At 60.5% G+C, this 18,373-nt stretch carries 13 protein-coding genes; 8 read left to right on the top strand and 5 right to left on the bottom strand.

The window, feature by feature from the left end; genetic code table 11:
• Positions 1-18 precede the first annotated feature (18 nt).
• The 3 genes from RHM62_RS13530 to RHM62_RS13520 all read right to left on the bottom strand — a co-directional run bounded on the left by RHM62_RS13530 (position 19) and on the right by RHM62_RS13520 (position 3,986).
• Positions 19-1,605, bottom strand: coding sequence for a chemotaxis protein CheW (locus RHM62_RS13530; protein ID WP_322122606.1), 1,587 nt, complete (start codon positions 1,603-1,605; stop codon positions 19-21).
• A gap of 11 nt (positions 1,606-1,616) precedes the next feature.
• Positions 1,617-3,536, bottom strand: coding sequence for a methyl-accepting chemotaxis protein (locus tag RHM62_RS13525; protein WP_322122605.1), 1,920 nt, complete (start codon positions 3,534-3,536; stop codon positions 1,617-1,619).
• A gap of 285 nt (positions 3,537-3,821) precedes the next feature.
• A complete protein-coding gene (locus RHM62_RS13520; RefSeq protein ID WP_322122604.1) occupies positions 3,822-3,986 on the bottom strand; it encodes a hypothetical protein in 165 nt (54 codons plus the stop codon).
• Between the two features lie 406 nt (positions 3,987-4,392).
• Here RHM62_RS13520 and RHM62_RS13515 point away from each other — a divergent pair, with 406 nt between their 5' ends.
• From RHM62_RS13515 to RHM62_RS13495, 5 genes are read left to right on the top strand one after another with little or no spacing between them, the layout of a single operon-like run.
• Entirely contained in the window at positions 4,393-4,800 is a 408-nt protein-coding gene (locus RHM62_RS13515; RefSeq protein WP_322125412.1) for a response regulator, read from the top strand.
• On the top strand, positions 4,797-5,444 hold the full coding sequence (locus RHM62_RS13510; protein WP_322122603.1) for a protein phosphatase CheZ: 648 nt from the start codon (positions 4,797-4,799) through the stop codon (positions 5,442-5,444). The genes RHM62_RS13515 and RHM62_RS13510 overlap by 4 nt, the downstream gene beginning before the upstream one ends.
• A 1-nt stretch (position 5,445) precedes the next feature.
• On the top strand, positions 5,446-6,279 hold the full coding sequence (locus tag RHM62_RS13505; protein ID WP_322122602.1) for an ABC transporter substrate-binding protein: 834 nt from the start codon (positions 5,446-5,448) through the stop codon (positions 6,277-6,279).
• Between the two features lie 6 nt (positions 6,280-6,285).
• Positions 6,286-9,282, top strand: a complete 2,997-nt coding sequence (locus RHM62_RS13500) for a response regulator (protein WP_322122601.1) — start codon at positions 6,286-6,288, stop codon at positions 9,280-9,282.
• Complete coding sequence (locus RHM62_RS13495; protein WP_322122600.1) at positions 9,279-10,316, top strand: HD-GYP domain-containing protein; 1,038 nt, start codon at positions 9,279-9,281, stop codon at positions 10,314-10,316. Before RHM62_RS13500 ends, RHM62_RS13495 begins: the two co-directional genes overlap by 4 nt.
• 118 nt (positions 10,317-10,434) lie before the next feature.
• Here the strand turns inward: RHM62_RS13495 and RHM62_RS13490 are convergent, their stop codons facing one another.
• Positions 10,435-10,659, bottom strand: a complete 225-nt coding sequence (locus tag RHM62_RS13490) for a hypothetical protein (RefSeq protein WP_322122599.1) — start codon at positions 10,657-10,659, stop codon at positions 10,435-10,437.
• Between the two features lies 1 nt (position 10,660).
• On the opposite strand from RHM62_RS13490, the gene RHM62_RS13485 reads away from it, so the two are divergent.
• From RHM62_RS13485 to RHM62_RS13475, 3 genes are all read left to right on the top strand, one after another.
• A complete protein-coding gene (locus RHM62_RS13485) occupies positions 10,661-11,203 on the top strand; it encodes a hypothetical protein (RefSeq protein WP_322122598.1) in 543 nt (180 codons plus the stop codon).
• Positions 11,204-11,742: 539 nt separating this feature from the next.
• Positions 11,743-15,756, top strand: coding sequence for a phosphoribosylformylglycinamidine synthase (purL, locus tag RHM62_RS13480; RefSeq protein ID WP_322122597.1), 4,014 nt, complete (start codon positions 11,743-11,745; stop codon positions 15,754-15,756).
• Positions 15,757-15,982: 226 nt separating this feature from the next.
• Positions 15,983-16,585: a hypothetical protein gene (locus tag RHM62_RS13475; protein WP_322122596.1), complete on the top strand. Its 603-nt coding sequence runs from the start codon at positions 15,983-15,985 to the stop codon at positions 16,583-16,585.
• 24 nt (positions 16,586-16,609) lie between these two features.
• Here RHM62_RS13475 and putP read toward each other — a convergent pair whose 3' ends face one another.
• Entirely contained in the window at positions 16,610-18,094 is a 1,485-nt protein-coding gene (putP, locus tag RHM62_RS13470) for a sodium/proline symporter PutP (RefSeq protein WP_322122595.1), read from the bottom strand.
• Positions 18,095-18,373 lie beyond the last annotated feature (279 nt).

The following is an 18,373-nucleotide window of genomic DNA, read 5'->3' as shown; positions in this document are numbered from 1 at the left end:
CGCGTACTCCGTGGTGACCTAGGCCGCAGCCAGTTGTGCCAGTGCCTGCAGCTCCTGCTTTTCGATCAGATAGGACGGATCAAGCAGCTGCACCATGCGCTTTTGCTTTTCGAGGTTGGCCATGCGCGCCAGCAGCATCGACTGTTCGCCGGACAGGTGCGGTGCCGGCTCGATGGTGGTCTTGTGGACCTTGAGGACTTCGACCACCGAATCGACGATGAAGCCGGTGCGTACGCCATCAATGAGAAACACCATGATGCGCTGGCGGTCGCTGCGCGCGATCTGTTCGAGGCCGAGGCGACGGCGCAAGTCCATCACCGGCAACACCGCACCGCGCAGGTTGATCACGCCTTCGACTGCCGGTGGCGCTTTCGGCACGCGCGTCATGGCTTCGGCGACGCGCACAATTTCCTGCACGCTGTCGATCGGCACGCCGAATTCTTCCTTGCCGAGCACGAAGACGACGACCTGTTCTTCGTCATCGCTGCGGTCGTCGTCGCTGCGCTTGGCGCTCACGGCAGTGCCTTGTTGTGCATCCTGATCTGCCATGTTGTCCACCGTAGCGAGTGCTTCCTTGATGGCGGTGTGGCGAAACATATTGCCCACCGAAAGAATCGACACCAGGCGCTTGCCGCTGTCGAGCCGGCAAATCTGCGAGATGTCCGAGAGGTTGCCTTCCTTCGACAGCATGGCCGGCATCGCATCGACATCGGTGCGCGCCACGCGCAGCACTTCATTGACGCTGTCCATCACCACGCCGACCGACGCCGTGCCTAGCGAGACCACCACGATGCGGCTGTTTTCGTCGGCTTCGCGGGTCGGCAAACCGAACATCCGGCGCAGCGATACCAGCGGCAACAGCCGGTTGCGCAAGGTCATCACACCGAGTACATGCGACTCCGAATGCGGCACGTGAACGATCAGCTCCGGCACCTGGACGATCTCCTGAACATCGTCGATGACGATCGCGTATTCCTGGTCGGCGACCTCGAAATTGACCAGATGCAGTTCGTCATTGATCTTGTCCTGCTGCGCGTCCGGACGCGCAGCTGCCTGCGTGGCGATCTCGGTGTGGTTGCCGGCCTTGACGGCAATGTCGGCAAATTCATTGGCGATCAGCTTGCCGAAATCGAGCACCATGATCATCGGATACCCGCCGACATCCTTGAGCAGGCCCGACACCAGTTCGGTGTTGACCGTCGAACTGATGGCGGCCGTGCCTTCAATGTGGCGCGGGTCGACACCGACCACGCTGACCACGCGGTCAACCACGAAGCCCAGTGGCTGGCGGCCCTGGTCGATCACGACAGCACGGCTGGCATCGTCGGCGACGCGTTCGTCAAAACCGAAGATGCGCCGCAGGCTGATGATGGGCAGGACCTTGCCGCGCAGGTTGGCCAGTCCGTCCAGCGTGCGCGGTGCCAGCGGTACCTTGACCACTTCGGGCACGCGGATGATTTCCTGTACCGGGGCCATGTCGACGGCGAACACTTCGTCGCCGACGATGAAGGTGACGAACTGACGGATATCCGTGGTGGCTTCGACTTCGGCTCTGGTCGCTTCCTGCAAAGCGACCGCGTTGGAATCGTTCTTTTCAGCGGTCATCACGGTCTCCGTCAGGCACTTTGAAGTTCGTCAGCCAGCGAGGCAATTTCCTCGACGGCCGATGAGAGCTGTTCGGCCGCTTTCGATTGCTGCTGCGCGACTGTGGAGGCTTCGCTGGCGGCCTTGTCAGCTTGCTGGGCCGCGGCAGAAATCTGGTCGACGCCGGTCTTGACCTGCGCGATCGCATTCGCGATTTCATTGGCGGCGGTAAGGATTTCGCGGGTGCCGGTGTCGACTGCGAGGATGTCCGATTCGATCGAGACCAGGCTCGAGGTAATGGTTTTGGCCTTGTCGGCGGCACCGGAGGCGGTGGCCATGATTTCATCGAGGTCACGACCGACGATGCCGATCTGGTCCTGCACGGCGCGTACCAGATCCTTGATGCGGTCGGCGTTTTCGGCCGAGTCATGCGCCAGATTGCGGATGTCGGTGGCGACGACGACAAAGCCCTTGCCGAATTCGCCGGCACGGGCGGCTTCGATCGAGCCATTGACCGCCAGCATGTTGGTCTGGATCGAGACGGTGGTGATGGCATCGACGATCTTGTCGATCCGGCGCGACACCAGTTCGAGTTCCTTGATCTGCTTGAGGCTGCCACGCGAGGCATCGACCGACGACGAGATCCCCGTGATCAGGCCATCGATGCTGGTCTTGTTGACGTCGAGCAGGCTCTTGATGGCGATGACTTTTTCGCCGCTGGCCTTGCCGCGCACCTGCGCGACTTCGACGCCTTTTTCGATTTGCGAAATCGCGGCAGCGACTTCTTCGGTACCGGCTGATTGCACTTGCGCGCCTTTCAGGATCTGCTCGAGCGCGGCCATGATCTGGGTGCCGGACTGGCTGATTTCCTGCACGGCGGACGACAGCTGTTCGGCAGCGGCCGCGACTTCTTCGGCGCTCTTGGCGACATCGGTCGAGTTCTTCAGGTCTTCGGCCAGCTCGGCCAGGGTTTGCGAGGTCTGTTCGCATTCGGTCAGCGCCTGGCTTTGCTGTGCCACGGTCTTGGCACCTTCTTCGGCAGCGGCAGATTGCTCTTCGGCGGCGGCGGCGATGTCTTCGGAACCCTTCAGCGATTGCTTGGCGGCGTTGGTTGATTGCAGCGCGCCGGTGGCGATTTCACGGATGCCGCTGGAGATTTCTATCGAGTCAATGCGGATCTGCTCGAGCTGTTCGGTAATGCGCTTGCCGTTCTCGACTTCCTTGAGTACGCGTTCGACCGACGAGCCCATGCCATCGGCGATGACCTTGACCTCCTGCTGGATCTGGCCGACCAGATCCTGGATTTGCTTGGCACTTTTTTCGGAGGTTTCTGCCAACGTACGCACTTCGTCGGCCACTACCGCAAAGCCCTTGCCATGTTGGCCGGCGCGGGCCGCTTCGATGGCGGCGTTTAGCGCCAGCAAGTTGGTCTGGTCGGCGATGCGGGCGACTGCCTTGACGATGTCGCCAATGTTGGCTGCCTGTTTTTCGAGTTCGACGACCATCGTGACCGACGCACCCTGGCGATCGGCGGCGACGCTGATGTTGGCAATCAGGGTCGTGACTTCGCCATTAATCTGCGAGATCAGTGTTTGTACGGCCTCGGCCTTGGTCTGGCTGATGTCCGCATTTTGTAACTGGCGGGAGATCGCGCCTTCGACTTGCTGCAGCGCCGCCAGCGATTCCTGCGCTGCGCCGGAGGCTTCCTCGGCACCGGTGGCGATCTGGTCTGCAGCGCGTTTTAATAACTCTGCGGCGGAAGAGGCTTCGTTGATGCCGGATGACAGTTGCGCGGTGGCGGCAGCAATCCGCTCAGCGGCTTGCTGCTGCTTGGCCAGTGTGCGGGCTTTCTTGCGCTGGGCTTCGGCGTCGCGGTTGGAAGCGGTGGAACCCTTGCTGCTCTCGGCTCCGGGCGCAGCGGCTGCGGAGGAAAACTTTTTGACAAGCGCCATCGTGCGCTCCTTTTAAGTGGATTAACCAACCAGACCCGACAGCCGTGACTGGCTGACAGAGCACAACCTTCGGAAGGACACGCAATAGGCGTTTTTCTTCCATCAATTTCACATAAATCATTAGGTAAAATTGTTGAAAACAAGCTTATCAGCAATTACGACAAATAATATGAATTTGTTTTTAAAAGTAATTAAAACCTTTTTTATAGTTTAAATATATGACTTCAGGTTGTTTCAGTTGTGAGGGCTTTTGGGTTGGCTGTTGCAGATGCCGCCTGATTGCTGTCAGAGGGTCACGTTGACATTGATGTTGATGGCGATGGCCAACACAGCCGCCACCGGTTCATCCTGAGCTTGTCGAAGGCGCACAAGCCGCTGCGCCTTCGACAAGCTCAGGATGAATGATGTGCGGGTAGCCGCAATCTCGCGGTCGCTTCTTACTGGTGCCATTCTTGTTGGCGAGGCAAAAAAAAGTGACCGGCCCCCGGCTGGATCAGGGCGGAGCACAGACAACACAAGCTACCGGCGACCGCAAGCCGCATGAATGTGACACTTAGCAACCGCCCCGGCGTGCCGTGCTGACAAGAAAAGTTAGCGCTTATCCGGAGGTAATCCGCACGACCGCCGATAATTGAATTTATTTTCAATAATTTTGTTTATAACGAATAAAACAAATTGGTCGGGGTGGCCAGATGTTGTTAAACTCATGCCCGCAGGCATGTTCTGGTGAAAACTAGCGCTTGCAACAACGCCAGGAACCGTGCCGGCGATAACGGTGATTTCTGGCGGGGCGCTACGGTATTGGAGGCAGTTGACACAACTGCCGCAGCGCGCTTTTTCCTTATTCGAGATGACGATGGCTAACGAACTCAATTTTCTTGTTGTTGATGATTTTTCCACGATGCGCCGCATTATTTCCGGCCTGCTCAAGGAGATCGGTCATTCAAAAATTCACGAAGCCGAAGATGGCGCGGCGGCACTGCGCCTGTTGCAGTCCGCCCAGACCCACGGCGTGCCGATCGATTTCGTCATTACCGACTGGAATATGCCGGTCATGGACGGGCTGGAATTACTCAAGCAGATCCGGCTGGATCCGGCGCTGAACCATTTGCCGGTGCTGATGGTGACCGCCGAATCAAAGAAAGAAAACATCATCGCAGCAGCCCACGCCGGTGCCGACGGCTACATCGTCAAGCCCTTCACCGCGGCGACACTGAAGGAGAAACTCGACAAAATCATGCTCAAAAAAGGTGTGCCGGCATGACGACCTTTATCGAGCCCTTACCGGCTGCGCTGGTGCTGCCGGAGACCGGTAGCCCTTTGCCCGTGTTCGAACGGCTGGGCATGATCGTGCGGGCACTGCACGATACCCTGTGCGAGCTGGGTGCCGACGGCGTGCTGGAAAACGCCGCCAGTGAATTTCCATCGGCGCGCGAGCGCTTGCTGCATATCGCCGACCTGACCGAGAACGCCGCCAATATCGTGTTGCTCAAGGTCGAGGAAAACATCCCGGTGCAAGAGCAACTGGTGCGTGGCGCGACGACGCTGGAGCAGTCCTGGAGCGAGGCGGCCAACGATGGCAGCAGCGCCAATCCGGATGAACTGGTTGCCGGCACGCGGGCATTTCTGGCACAGGTACAAAGCGGTTGCGGTGGTACGCGGACCGCGCTGTCAGACATCATGATGGCGCAGGATTTCCAGGACCTGACCGGACAGCTGATCAAGAAAGTCGTCACGCTGATGGAGCACACCGAAAATGATTTGCTCAAGCTGCTCATCGACGCCGCGCCACCGGGCACCATGGTCCAGGTGCAGCGCATTGAAGTCACCGCCGGTCCGGGTGGGCCGGGCAGCGGCACGCTGGATCAGTCCAGCGTCGATGACTTGCTGGCTGATCTGGGGTTCTGACATGATTTCTTTGCGCTCCTTCCTGTTTGCCGCTGCGGTCGCCTTGTCGCTTGGTCCGTGCGCGGTGGCTGCTGCGCCCGATCGCCTGCAACGCGTGCTCGATGCCGGCGAATTGCGCGTCTGTATCTGGCCCGAGTACTACGGCATTACCTACCGCAATTCAAAAACCGGCCAGCTGGTCGGTATCGATATCGATATCGCCAATGCACTGGGCAAGGAACTGGGCGTGCGGGTGCGCTATATCGACAGTTCGTTCGGCCTGCTGGTCGACAAGCTGCTCACTGACCAGTGCGATATTGCGATGCATGCGGTCGGTATTACGCCGGCGCGCAGTGCGCAACTGGCATTCACGCAGCCGTATTTGCGCAGCGATATCTATGCGGTTACTGCCGCCAACAACCCGTCGATCAAGAACTGGGCCGACCTTGATCAGCCCGGTCGCGTGATCGCGGTACAAGCCGGCACGGTGATGGAGCCCATCATGCAGCGCGCCTTGCGCCAGGCCACGCTGCTGGTGGTCAAGCCGCCGGTGTCGCGTGAAAACGAAGTCGAATCCGGTCGCGTCGATGCCTTCATGACCGACTTTCCGTACAGCCAGCGCATGCTGGACCTGACCACCTGGGCCCGCGTGATTGCCTCGCCGCAGCCGTTCCATCAAACCGATTATGCGTATGCGCTGGCGCCCGGTGATGCCTCGCTGCTGACGCGGGTCGATCGTTTCATGCAGGTGATCCGGGCCGACAAGCGCTTGTTGCAGTTCGCGCAAAAATACCGGCTCGATGCCATCCTGCTGGCTGACGGCGAGCGTCGCAAGCCGGTCGTGTCCGGGAACTGAGTGTCGATGCGCGCCTCTTTTCAGCAATCTCCCTGGCTGAAAAAAATCCTGCCCGGCTGGAATGCCAGCTATTTTTTCATGGGGTCGGGTGTCCTGTTTGCCTGCATCATTTTGCTCGGCATGGCCCTGTTCGGGCGGCACACGCGCACCCTCGCACTAGCGGCAGAAGCCGAGCATGGCAGGCTGTATGTCAGTGCGCTCGAGAGTCATGTTTCCGAAGCGCTGGCGGCTATCGACAGTGCGCTGCAGGTGCTCATGCTTGCCATCGACCAGCAGAGTCCGGACGACGGCGCAATGCGTACCACCTCACTGATCGAAGCCGCACTGCACAGTTCAACCCGGCTGCGCTCGATCTCGGTGCTGGACGCCGGCGGCAAGGTACTGTTCAGTTCCAACCGGAGTCTGGCGGGACGCCAGCTTGATCTTGCCCAACTCGGATTGACGGGGCCGCAGGGTGACACGATGACGCCGGGACGGCCGCAATTCGTGCGTGACTTTGATGAAATCGATGGCACACAGCCGGCCCCCGGAGCGGGCCTGGCGCAGGCTTACGTGATTCCGTTCGTGCGCAACGCGACATTGCGCGGTATGCCGGTGAGGATGCTGTTGGCGGTCAATCCGGGTTCACTGTTCCCGCACTATCGTGCCGTTCTCGGTGCCGAAGTGACCAATGCGACGCTGCTCGATTACCAGGGCAACGTGCTGGCAGGAACGGCCGCGGTCGGGTTCGCGGTCAACCAGAACCATATCCGCCTGCCGCTGTTCGCCGATCTGGCCCGCCATATCGAGCATGGCCAGTTCCGTTACACGATGGGCGAGGAGGATGCTTACATCGTTAACTTCCAGGCGGCCCGCAAATTTCCGCTGGTGGCCATGGTCGGCATGTCCGAGGCGCATGCCGTGCAGCGCTGGTCGGCCGGTGCCGGCAATCTGAACTGGCTGGGTGCGCTGCTTACTGTCGTGGTGCTGGTGTATACGGCGGTGCTGTGGCGCGTGATGCGTCACCGTGAGGTCGTCGAAGTGGCGCTCAAGAGCGCAAAAATCGTCGCCGAGCAAGCCAACGCTGCACGCGGTGAGTTCCTCTCGACGGTCAGTCACGAGATCCGTACGCCGATGAATGCCGTGATCGGGATGTCCGGATTGCTGCGCGAAACGGCGCTCGATGCGCAGCAGGAAGAATTCACCGTGGCGATCGAGGATTCAGCCAATGCGCTGATGGTCATCATCGACGAGATCCTGGATTTTTCACGTATCGATGCCGGCAAGTTGACCATCGAGGCGACCGATTGTCATTTGCTGTCATTGGTCGAAGGCAGTGTCGACGCACTCGCGGTAAAAGCGCGCAAACAGGGTTTGCGCCTGCTGTGCTTTGTCGAACCGGACCTGCCGGTGACCGTGTCGGTCGATGCCGGCCGCTTGCGCCAGGTCCTGCTCAACCTGATCGGCAATGCGGTCAAGTTCACGCCCGCCGGCGAAGTCCGGATCCTGGTCCGGCAGGTCGACCGTCAGCATGATCTGTGCACGGTGCGCTTCGAGGTCGCCGATACCGGCATCGGTATCACCGCACCGGTGATCGCCATGCTGTTCAATCCGTTTGTCCAGGCCGATGGATCGGTGACGCGTAAATACGGCGGCACAGGACTGGGGCTGTCGATCTGCAAGCGGCTGGTGGAATTGATGGGCGGGCATATCGGGGTCGACAGCAAGCCCGGTGTCGGTTCGACCTTCTGGTTCGAGTTGCCGGTGACAGTGGTTGCCGGCAGCGCCGCGAAAGTGGTGTTGACGGAACATGCCCGCACTGCAGTACTGGTGGTGCAGCCCCACCGTATTCAGGCCCACATCCTGAGCGCTTATATGAAGTCGTGGGGCATGCCCGTACTGGTGGTCGATTCTGCGGCGCAGGCGCTGGCGCAGCAAAAACGTCATCTGGCGGGCAGTCTCAAGCAAGTGGTGCTGATTGATTCGGCGCTACCGGACATGACGGCCGGGGTATTGCGCTCGGCGCTGGCCGACAGTGCGCCGGAGAGCCGCTTCATTTTGCTGGCCGACAGCGATGCGGCGCGCGAACGGGCCCCCGCGCAGGGCTTCCATGCCAGCCTGCAGCAACCGCTGCGCCAGTCGACCCTCTTCGATGCGCTCAGCGATGCGCTGGAGCGGCGTCAGGCCGTCGTGCCGGTCGTTGTCGACAGGCGCGAAGCACCGGTACCGGTCAGGACGGAACATGATCGGGGCGATCATCGGCTGCTCCTGCTGGTCGAAGACAACCTGATCAATCAAAAGCTCGCCGTGCATCAGCTAAGCCAGATGGGCTATGCCGTTGATGTCGCGTCGAACGGGCAGGAGGCCCTCGATGCGCTGGCCACCGTGCCGTATGCGCTGGTGCTGATGGATTGCCAGATGCCGGTCATGGACGGCTTCGAGGCAACGCGCCGGATCCGGCAGTCCGAGCAAGCCGGTGGCGGCCACATCCAGATTGTCGCGATGACGGCCAACGCGATGCAGGGCGATCGCGAACGCTGCCTGGAAGCCGGCATGGATGATTACCTGTCCAAGCCGATCCGGCGCGAGCTGCTGGCTGACATGCTGGCGCAGCGTTTGCCGGTTGCCGCGGCAGGTGCAGCGACCCCGGTGCTGGAAGCCGCGGCGGTCAGTGTCAGTGCGCCCTTGCTGCTCGATATGCGCCGCTTGCACGATATGTTCGAGGACGATGTCGACGCGCAGCACGGCATGCTCGACCTTTTTCTGTCGACCACGCCGCCGATTTTTAGCCAGCTCGGCAGCGCCATTGCGAGCGCGGATTTCCGGCAGGCGGGTGCGCTGTGCCATCGGCTGGTCGGATCGAGCGCGACGCTGGGCATGGATGAGCTGGCCGGTCTGGCGCGCAGTGCCGACCGCGCCAGCCACGCGGGCGACCTGCCCAGACTCAAACAACTCCATGAGGCGATGCAGCCCGCCTTTATCCGCCTGGTTGACCTGGTCCAACGAATGAAAGAAACGCCATGATTGTCCTGATCGTCGACGATGACCTCACCAACCTAGCCCTGTTTTCTCACATGCTGCAGGCGATCCCCGAGGTGACGCCGGTCAGGATGGACGAACCGCTCAAGGCGCTGGCATGGTGCCGGGATAACGCGCCGGATTTGCTGCTGGTCGACTACATGATGCCGGAGATGGATGGTCTGGAATTTTTGCAGGTATTCCGGCAATTGCCTGGCAGGGGCGATGTGCCTATCGTCATGGTGACGGCCGATATCCAGACCGAAGTGCGGCACAAGGCATTGCAACTGGGGGCCAATGATTTTTTGACCAAGCCGATCAACAAGACTGAATTGCGCGCGCGTGTCTCGAACCTGCTGGCCTTGCGCGTCGCGCAGCAACAGCTGGCTAGTCGCGCCGAGTGGCTGGCCGGAGAGGTCGCCAAGGCGACCCGCGAAATCGTTGCGCGCGAACGCGAAGCGATCCTGCGCCTGTCGCGCGCCGCCGAATACCGCGATCCGGAAACCGGTGCGCATCTGGTACGCCTGAGTAAATATGCCCGACTGCTGGCGGCCAACATGGGACTCGGCCCGGCCGAACAGGATCTGCTGGGCGACGCGGCACCGATGCACGATATCGGCAAGGTCGGGATTCCGGACAACATCCTGCTTAAACCGGGCCGGCTCGATGCGGCCGAGATGGAGATCATGCGTACCCACGCCCAGATCGGTGCCGACATCCTGCGCGGCAGCGCGTCGCCGCTGCTGCAGGTCGCTGCCGCGATCGCCCTGACGCACCATGAAAAATTCGATGGCAGCGGCTACCCGAACGGCCTCGCCGGCGAACAGATTCCGCTGTACGGCCGCATCATCGCGGTGGCTGACGTGTTCGATGCGCTGACTTCTGCGCGGCCGTACAAGCCGGCATGGGAACTCGATCGTGCCGTCGCGCTGATTCTCGAAGGGTCGGGCAGTCATTTTGATCCGGTCTGCGTCGATGCTTTTTTTGAGGACTGGGATGCGGTGCTGGAGATTTATCATGCTTTCCGCGATGGGGATTGAGTTAGGCCAAGGGTGAATGTGCAGCGCATTCGTTCGCTGCCTAAATAAAAGGCGCTCGCGTCAAGCCAGGCAGCTACTGGCTCGGGAGCGTGTCCAGTACGGTTATGCACAAAGTTATTCACAAAATACGGGCATAAGTGCCTGACGTGCGTTCGACAAGCTCAGGACGAACGGTTTGTGGGCCGCCATCAAAACCCAAAACCCAAAACCCAAAACCCAAAACCCAAAACCAGACCACCGCCGTCTTCCAGCCATCACGCTCGCGCAAAGCGAGCCCGACCATCATCCAAATATCAAGGCTGTGTTTGGTGTTGAATTCCGCATAAAAGACTGCTGCCAACAAGGTGAGTCAGGCAGGGGATCAGAAGGCCGCACTGTCTGAGCGTAGCGAGTTTGCGGCCTTCCCCCTGACTGGCTCCGGCTTTTGGCAGCTATCTCAATGCGGAACAGGTCAACGTCAACGACCACTTCAACAGCAACGGCAACGGCAACGGCAACGGCAACGGCAACGGCAACGGCAACCCCGTGTCGTTGAAGTTGAAGTTGAAGTTGAAGTTGTTTTTGAAGTTGCTTTGGAAGTTGCGGTTGCTTTTGCCGTGGTTGTTGACCTTGACTTGTTCCGCATTGAGGCAGCTGCCAAAAACGGTAGTCAGGCAAGGGATAAGAGGGCCGCACTGTCTGAGCGCAGCGAGTTTGCGGCACTCCCCTTGCCTGACTACCGTTTTTGGGAACCCGCAGGGCAGCCGCATCGCGGTCGCCTTTTTCTTGGTTACTTACTTTTTGGCGAAGCAAAAAGAAGTGACCGGCTGCCGGGCCGCTCCCGGCTTGGTCGTGGCGAAGCACAAAAAAACCAAGCTACCGGCGACCGTAACCCGCATGAATGCTGAGCTTCGCAACCCAACCCAACTTGCGAAGCGTGCTGTCCAGGAACGTTAGCGCTTATGCGGGCCGCTCCCGGCTAGGCCGTGGCGGAGCGCTGGTAGTTTTAGCACCCCCGCAGCCATACTAGACAGTCCGGCGAGCCTTCGACAAGCTCAGGCCGAACGGTTCGTGGGGGGCGACCAAACCCCAAACCCCAAACCCCAAACCCCAAACCCCAAACCCGACCCACTGTCGTGCACCAATCATCCTCCACCCGCAACGAAGAACCCGATCAATCCTCACCCATCTTCCCGTTACATCAGCCTGCCCAAATAAAAGGCAGCTGTGCGAGGCCAGGCCAGGTCTGGCCTGCGAGCGTGTCCAGCACGGTTATGCACAAAGTTATTCACAAAATACGGGCATAAGTGCGCGGCCCGCCACGGCAGGCCGTCACACACCGCACCCGCCATTGCCTCCGCGGAGCGCGTGCCGGCACGGTATAATCCGGCCTTTCCGATCCAACCCGTGGCCCCGTCGTCGGCGTCACACCAACCTTCCTCTCGCCATGTTGATTTTGCCGGGCTCCAACGCGCTCTCCGCTTTCCGTTCCCAACGCCTGTTAGCGCAACTGCAGAAGGTCGATCACGCGATCATTTCTGTCACGGGTCGCTACCTGCATTTTGTCGATACCAGCACCACGCTGACCCAGCCCGAGCTGGATCGGCTGGAGGGTTTGCTGACCTACGGCGAGCCGTTTTCCGGTGCTGCCGATGGCGATGAATTTGTCGTCATTCCGCGTTTTGGAACGATCTCGCCGTGGGCCAGCAAGGCCACCGACATCGCCCACAATTGCGGTATGACGCCAATCCGCCGCATCGAGCGCGGCATCGTTTATCACGTGCGCGTCAAGGCGGGCCTGCTGCGCGGCGTCAAGCACCTGGCCGATGCCAGCGTGCACGGCGTCGCCGATGCGCTGCACGACCGCATGACCGAGATGGTGTTGCGCCAGGCCAGCGATGCGGCAGCGCTGTTCCGCGAACTCGATGCCAAGCCGCTGGCGGCGATCGACCTGATCGGTGGCGGCAAGGCCGCGCTGGTGATGGCTAATACCGAACTCGGACTGGCGCTGTCGCCCGATGAGATTACGTACCTGGCCGATGCCTTCACTCAAGCCGGACGCAATCCGACCGATGTCGAACTGATGATGTTCGCGCAAGCCAATTCCGAACACTGCCGCCACAAGATCTTCAATGCCGACTGGACCATCGATGGCGTCGCACAGGACAAGACCCTGTTCGGCATGATCCGCAATACCCATGAGCTGCACCCGCAAGGCACCATCGTGGCCTACAGCGACAATTCGTCGATCATCGAAGGCGCCAGCGTGATGCGCTTTTATCCGCGTGGCGGTGCCGCCGGCAACGAGTACGCGCCGTCGCAGGAACTGACCCATATCCTGATGAAGGTCGAGACGCACAACCATCCGACCGCGATTGCGCCATTTCCGGGTGCTGCCACCGGTGCCGGCGGCGAGATCCGCGATGAAGGTGCGACCGGTCGCGGTGCCAAGCCGAAGGCCGGCCTGTGCGGCTTCACGGTATCGAACCTGATGTTGCCCGGTGCCGTGCACGGCTGGGAAAACGCCCACGACGTGACGACTCCGGTCGCCAGCGCAAAAGTCCCGGGACTGGTCTACGGCAAACCGGACCGGATTGCCTCGGCATTGCACATCATGATCGATGGTCCGATCGGTGCCGCCGCGTTCAACAATGAATTCGGCCGGCCTATTCTGAGCGGCTATTTCCGCACCTACGAACAGCATGTCAGCGGTACCGTGTTCGGCTATCACAAGCCGATCATGATCGCCGGCGGTATCGGTAGCATCGCCGACCAGCACACCAAAAAGAATGACCTGCCGGTAGGAAGCCTGCTGATCCAGTTGGGTGGTCCGGGCATGCGCATCGGCATGGGCGGCAGCGCCGCCTCGTCAATGGCGACCGGGTCCAATACCGCCGACCTTGATTTTGATTCGGTCCAGCGCGGCAATCCGGAGATGGAGCGACGTGCGCAGGAAGTCATCAATTGCTGCTGGCAGATGGGTGAAGACAATCCTGTGCTGTCGATTCATGACGTCGGTGCCGGCGGCTTGTCGAATGCCTTCCCGGAAATCACCAACGATGCAAAACGCGGGGCGATCTTCGACCTGCGCAAGGTGCCGCTGGAAGAGAGCGGCATGGCACCAAAAGAAATCTGGAGTAATGAATCGCAAGAGCGTTACGTGCTGGCGATTGATCCCGACAGCCTGCCGCTGTTCACGTATTTTTGCCAGCGCGAGCGCTGCCTGTTTGCCGTCGTCGGTACCGCAACCGAAGAGCGCCAGCTGAAGGTGGTCGATCCGGCCCACGGCAACACGCCGGTCGACATGCCGATGAATGTCCTGCTCGGCAAACCGCCGAAAATGCACCGCGAAGCCAGTCACCTGATCCAGCAATTCCCGCCGATCGACCTGACCGGCATCGACCTGGCCGATGCCGGTCAGCGCGTGCTGCGTCTGCCGACGGTCGGCGACAAATCCTTCCTGATCACGATCGGGGACCGTACCGTCGGTGCCACCAGCGTGCGCGACCAGATGGTCGGACCGTGGCAAGTGCCGGTAGCCGATTGCGCCGTTACTGCCATGAGTTTCGAGGGGTATCTGGGCGAAGCGATGGCGATGGGCGAGCGCACGCCGCTGGCCGTCATCAATGCCGCCGCCTCGGGCCGGATGGCGGTCGGCGAAGCGATCACCAACATCGCTGCCGCGGCGATTGCCGACATCTCGGACATCAAGCTGTCGGCCAACTGGATGGCGGCCTGCGGTCAGCCGGGGCAGGACGCTGCACTGTTCGATACCGTCAAGGCGATCGGCATGGAGCTGTGTCCGGCGCTGGGCATCAGCATCCCGGTCGGCAAGGATTCGCTGTCGATGCGCACTACCTGGAAAGAAGATGCCGCCGACAAATCGGTGATGTCGCCGGTCTCGCTGATCGTCTCTGCGTTCGCGCCGGTGACGGATATCCGCCGCTCGCTGACGCCGCAATTGCGGTCCGACATGGGCGAGACGGCACTGATCCTGATCGACCTGGGCCGTGGCAAAAACCGTATCGGCGCATCAGCGCTGGCGCAGGTGTTCCAGCAGATTGGCGACACCGCACCGGACCTCGATAGTGCCGATGACCTCAAGGCATTTTTTGCGGCAATCCAGCAACTCAATACCGAACAACGCTTGCTCGCGTACCACGACCGTTCCGACGGCGGCCTGTTTGCAACCCTGTGCGAAATGGCCTTTGCCGGTCGTGCCGGCGTGACCGTCAACCTCGACATCATTGCAATGGAAAGCGAGCACGCGGCCGACTGGGGCGATTCCAAAAACTGGGCTTCGCAAGTCAGCGAGCGACGCAACGAACTGACCTTGCGCGCCTTGTTCTGCGAAGAACTCGGTGCCGTGATCCAGGTTCGGGCCGACGAAAAATCCGACGTCATGAACGTGCTGCGCAGCTTCAATCTGGGTGCCTGCAGTCATATCATCGGCAAGCTCAACGAGCGCGGCACGATCGAATTTACGCGCGACGCCAAGGTAATTTATCAGCCGCCACGCATTGACCTGCATCACTTCTGGAGCGAGACCAGCTGGCGCATCGCGCGTCTGCGCGACAATCCGGAATGCGCCGATGCCGAATATGCCCGCATCCTCGACAAGGCTGATCCGGGCATCTCGCCGGTGCTGACTTTCGACCCGCAGGAAGACATCGCCGCACCCTTCATTGCCACCGGCGTGCGGCCCAAGGTCGCGATCCTGCGCGAGCAGGGCGTCAATTCGCATATCGAAACCGCCTACGTTATGCACAAGGCCGGCTTCACGGCGATCGACGTGCACATGAGCGACCTGATTGCTGGTCGCGCGCGGCTGGCGGATTTCAAGGGCGTGATTGCGGTCGGCGGCTTCTCGTATGGCGATGTGCTCGGTGCCGGCGAAGGCTGGGCCAAGACCATCCTGTTCAACCCGGCACTGGCCGAACAGTTTGCGGCGTTTTTCCAGCGCACCGATACCTTCGGCCTGGGTATCTGCAACGGTTGCCAGATGATGAGCAATCTGAAATCCATCATCCCCGGCGCACAAGCCTGGCCGAAATTCACCCGCAACAAGTCGGAACAATTCGAGGCGCGTTTCGGCATGGTCGAGATCGCTGCTTCGCCGTCAATCTTCTTTGATGGCATGGCCGGCACCCGCACCCCGATCGCGGTGGCGCATGGCGAAGGCTATGCCGACTTCGCGCTGACCGGTGATATCGATGCCGCGCTGGTGGCACTGCGCTATGTCGATAATCAGGGCAATGTCACCGAAAATTATCCGTATAACCCGAACGGATCGCCTGATGGCATCAGTTCGGTAACCACGCCGGATGGTCGCTTCACGGTGCTGATGCCGCATGCCGAGCGGGTCTTCCGCAGCACGCTGCATTCGTGGCATCCGGAGCAATGGGGCGAGGACGCGCCGTGGATGCGGATGTTCCGCAATGCGCGCAAGTGGGTGGGCTAGCCCGGCAGTGATCCCGTTTTCTACGTGCCGGGGCGCAGTCGGTTTGCGTACCCGGTAGTAGTAACAGGGGTCGACGGGTAGCCGCTTCGCGACTCCTGGTTACTGTTAACTTCGGGTAAACCATCTTGCGCGACTGTGGCGGGGAGGATGCAGTTGCTCCGGAAATCGCTTCAACACTGCGGAAATACAGCACAATAAATTTTTTTTCGACGATTCAATGTCCTCGATGAATTACTCAAGTGCTGTTCTGGTCATGCTCATCATCACCTTGCCGTCGGGCGCACACCGCGCCGCTCAGGCCATGCCGGCCGACGACACACCCCTCTCGACAAGCAGTACCGATGCCTCCTGGTGGAGCCGGGACGACGACAAGCTGCGACATATTGTCGATGACGGTGTCGCGTCCATCGTTCTGTCCGGCTACGCCCGCCATGGCCGCCATACCTATACGGCCGAACGGATCCGCGAACTCAATGAAAAAGCATGGGGACTTGGCTATAGCAAGATAGTCCGGACCACCAGCGACAATGAAGAGTCGCTGTACGGACTGGCCATCTCCGACTCTCACTACAAGCCGCAGCTGATGGCCGGCTATCTGCATCAATGGATGCAGCCTCTCGGTCATGGCTACGAAGCCGGTGTCGGGTTGACCGGTCTGCTCATTAGCAGAGCCGATTATTTTTCCGGCAAACCTTTCCCGTGCATCTTGCCCGTGGTATCGGCCGGCACCCGCAAGACCAAGCTGATGGCCGCGTATGTTCCCCGTCTGTCGCGCAGCAAAGGCAATGGCGACGTCTTGCTCATGTTCCTGCGCGCTGAGCTCGATTGAATGCAGCCTGGCCGGCCCCGGTGATCAGAGCTTGCTTAACTCCAGTTCCACCGCTTCATGCCTGCTCAGCATCGTCGTTGATGGTGTGCCCAACCGGCTCACGACCATCGTGGCAATCCAGGCAAACAGGAAGCCGGGGACGATTTCGTACAGGCCCAGCCAGCCAAACTGCTTCCAGACCAGCACCGTCACTGCACCGACCAGAATACCGGCCAGCGCACCGTTACGCGTCATGTGCGACCAGAACAGCGAGAGGATGATGGCCGGTCCGAACGCCGCGCCAAAACCGGCCCAGGCGTAGCTGACCATACCGAGGACTTTCGACTCGGGATCGCCGGCGATGACAATGGCCACCAGCGCAATGGCCATGACCATGCCGCGACCCACCCAGACCAGTTCGCTATGACCGGCTTCCTTGCGGATGAAGGTGTGATAAATGTCTTCGGTCAGCGCGCTCGAACAGACCAGCAACTGGCACGACAAGGTGCTCATCACGGCGGCCAGGATCGCGGCCAGCAGCACGCCGCCTATCCACGGATTGAACAATTGCTTGGTCAGTTCGATGAACACGGTTTCCGAGTTGGCATTGACGGCCATCGCACCTTCCGGATGCATCAGGAAATACGGGATACCGATATAGCCCACGGCGACTGCGCCGCCCAGACACAGAATCATCCAGGTCATGCTGATGCGGCGCGCGGCGGGGATGGTCTTGGCCGATTCGGCTGCCATGAAGCGCACCAGAATATGGGGCTGGCCGAAGTAGCCCAGGCCCCATGCCAGCAGCGAGACGATGCCGACGAAGGACGCGCCTTGCAGGACGTCGGACTTGGCAGGCGTCATCAGATCGGCCATCGATTGCGCCGGTGCCAGACCGGTCGTGACGGCGAAATACGCCACCACGGGTGCCACGATGAGTGCCGTGAAAATCAGCGAAGCCTGGATGGTGTCGGTCCAGCTGACCGCCAGAAAACCACCGATGAATACATAGGCAATCGTGCAGGCGGCGCCGACCCACAATGCGGTCTGGTAGGGCAGGCCGAACATGTTCTCGAACAGGCGCGCGCCCGCCACCACGCCGGAGGCGCAATAGATCGTGAAGAACACCAGGATCACCACGGTGGTCAGGATGCGCAGCAGGTTTTGCTTGTCTTCAAAGCGATTCGAAAAGTAGTCCGGCAGCGTCAGTGCATTGTTGGCCCGCTCGGTGTACAGGCGCAGCCGGGCGGCGACAAAACGCCAGTTGAGATAGGCCCCCATGGCCAGGCCCACGCCAATCCAGGCTTCGCTGACCCCCGACAGATAAATCGCTCCGGGCAAACCCATCAGCAGCCAGCCGCTCATATCCGAGGCACCGGCCGACAGCGCCGTGACAAAACTGCCCAGACTGCGTCCGCCGAGGATGTAGTCGTCCAGATTATTGGTCCGGCGGTAGCCCAGCACGCCGATGAAGAGCATGGCGAACAGGTAGATGCTGAACATGATCACGGTGGGATCGGTAAAGTTCATGGGGGTCTCCTTGATGGTGGGCAGGCTGTTTTAATGTTGGATGCAGGTCAGATGCACGCGCAAGATGTGCCGGTCCGGCCGCAGGGCATTAACGTGTTTCGGGGAAGGTGGCATCGGGCAGTTTCGCTTGCAGTAATGCTGCGGATGTCGATCTGCCGCCTGCGACCGGAACGTCCGCTCCGCGATATCGGGGAGGTGTGTTCCGAATAAGTTGATCATCTTCAATTGGTGATTGAATGTAAGTAATTATTGCTTAAGTACCATCGTTATCGCTCGCGC

The organism is Actimicrobium sp. CCC2.4 (genome assembly GCF_034347385.1).
Classification (GTDB): Bacteria; Pseudomonadota; Gammaproteobacteria; order Burkholderiales; family Burkholderiaceae_D; genus Actimicrobium.
The sequence above is the reverse complement of the archived record's forward strand: the minus strand, read 5'-3'. Positions and strand labels throughout refer to the sequence as shown.

What these genes read in the sequence shown, in the direction of transcription:
- RHM62_RS13475 (WP_322122596.1), top strand. Translation starts at nt 15,983, where the DNA reads ATGAATTACTCAAGTGCTGTTCTGGTCATGCTCATCATCACCTTGCCG.
- RHM62_RS13510 (WP_322122603.1), top strand. Translation starts at nt 4,797, where the DNA reads ATGACGACCTTTATCGAGCCCTTACCGGCTGCGCTGGTGCTGCCGGAG.
- RHM62_RS13495 (WP_322122600.1), top strand. Translation starts at nt 9,279, where the DNA reads ATGATTGTCCTGATCGTCGACGATGACCTCACCAACCTAGCCCTGTTT.
- RHM62_RS13525 (WP_322122605.1), bottom strand. Translation starts at nt 3,536, where the DNA reads ATGGCGCTTGTCAAAAAGTTTTCCTCCGCAGCCGCTGCGCCCGGAGCC.
- RHM62_RS13500 (WP_322122601.1), top strand. Translation starts at nt 6,286, where the DNA reads ATGCGCGCCTCTTTTCAGCAATCTCCCTGGCTGAAAAAAATCCTGCCC.
- RHM62_RS13520 (WP_322122604.1), bottom strand. Translation starts at nt 3,986, where the DNA reads ATGGCACCAGTAAGAAGCGACCGCGAGATTGCGGCTACCCGCACATCA.
- RHM62_RS13530 (WP_322122606.1), bottom strand. Translation starts at nt 1,605, where the DNA reads ATGACCGCTGAAAAGAACGATTCCAACGCGGTCGCTTTGCAGGAAGCG.
- RHM62_RS13515 (WP_322125412.1), top strand. Translation starts at nt 4,393, where the DNA reads ATGGCTAACGAACTCAATTTTCTTGTTGTTGATGATTTTTCCACGATG.
- putP (WP_322122595.1), bottom strand. Translation starts at nt 18,094, where the DNA reads ATGAACTTTACCGATCCCACCGTGATCATGTTCAGCATCTACCTGTTC.
- RHM62_RS13505 (WP_322122602.1), top strand. Translation starts at nt 5,446, where the DNA reads ATGATTTCTTTGCGCTCCTTCCTGTTTGCCGCTGCGGTCGCCTTGTCG.
- purL (WP_322122597.1), top strand. Translation starts at nt 11,743, where the DNA reads ATGTTGATTTTGCCGGGCTCCAACGCGCTCTCCGCTTTCCGTTCCCAA.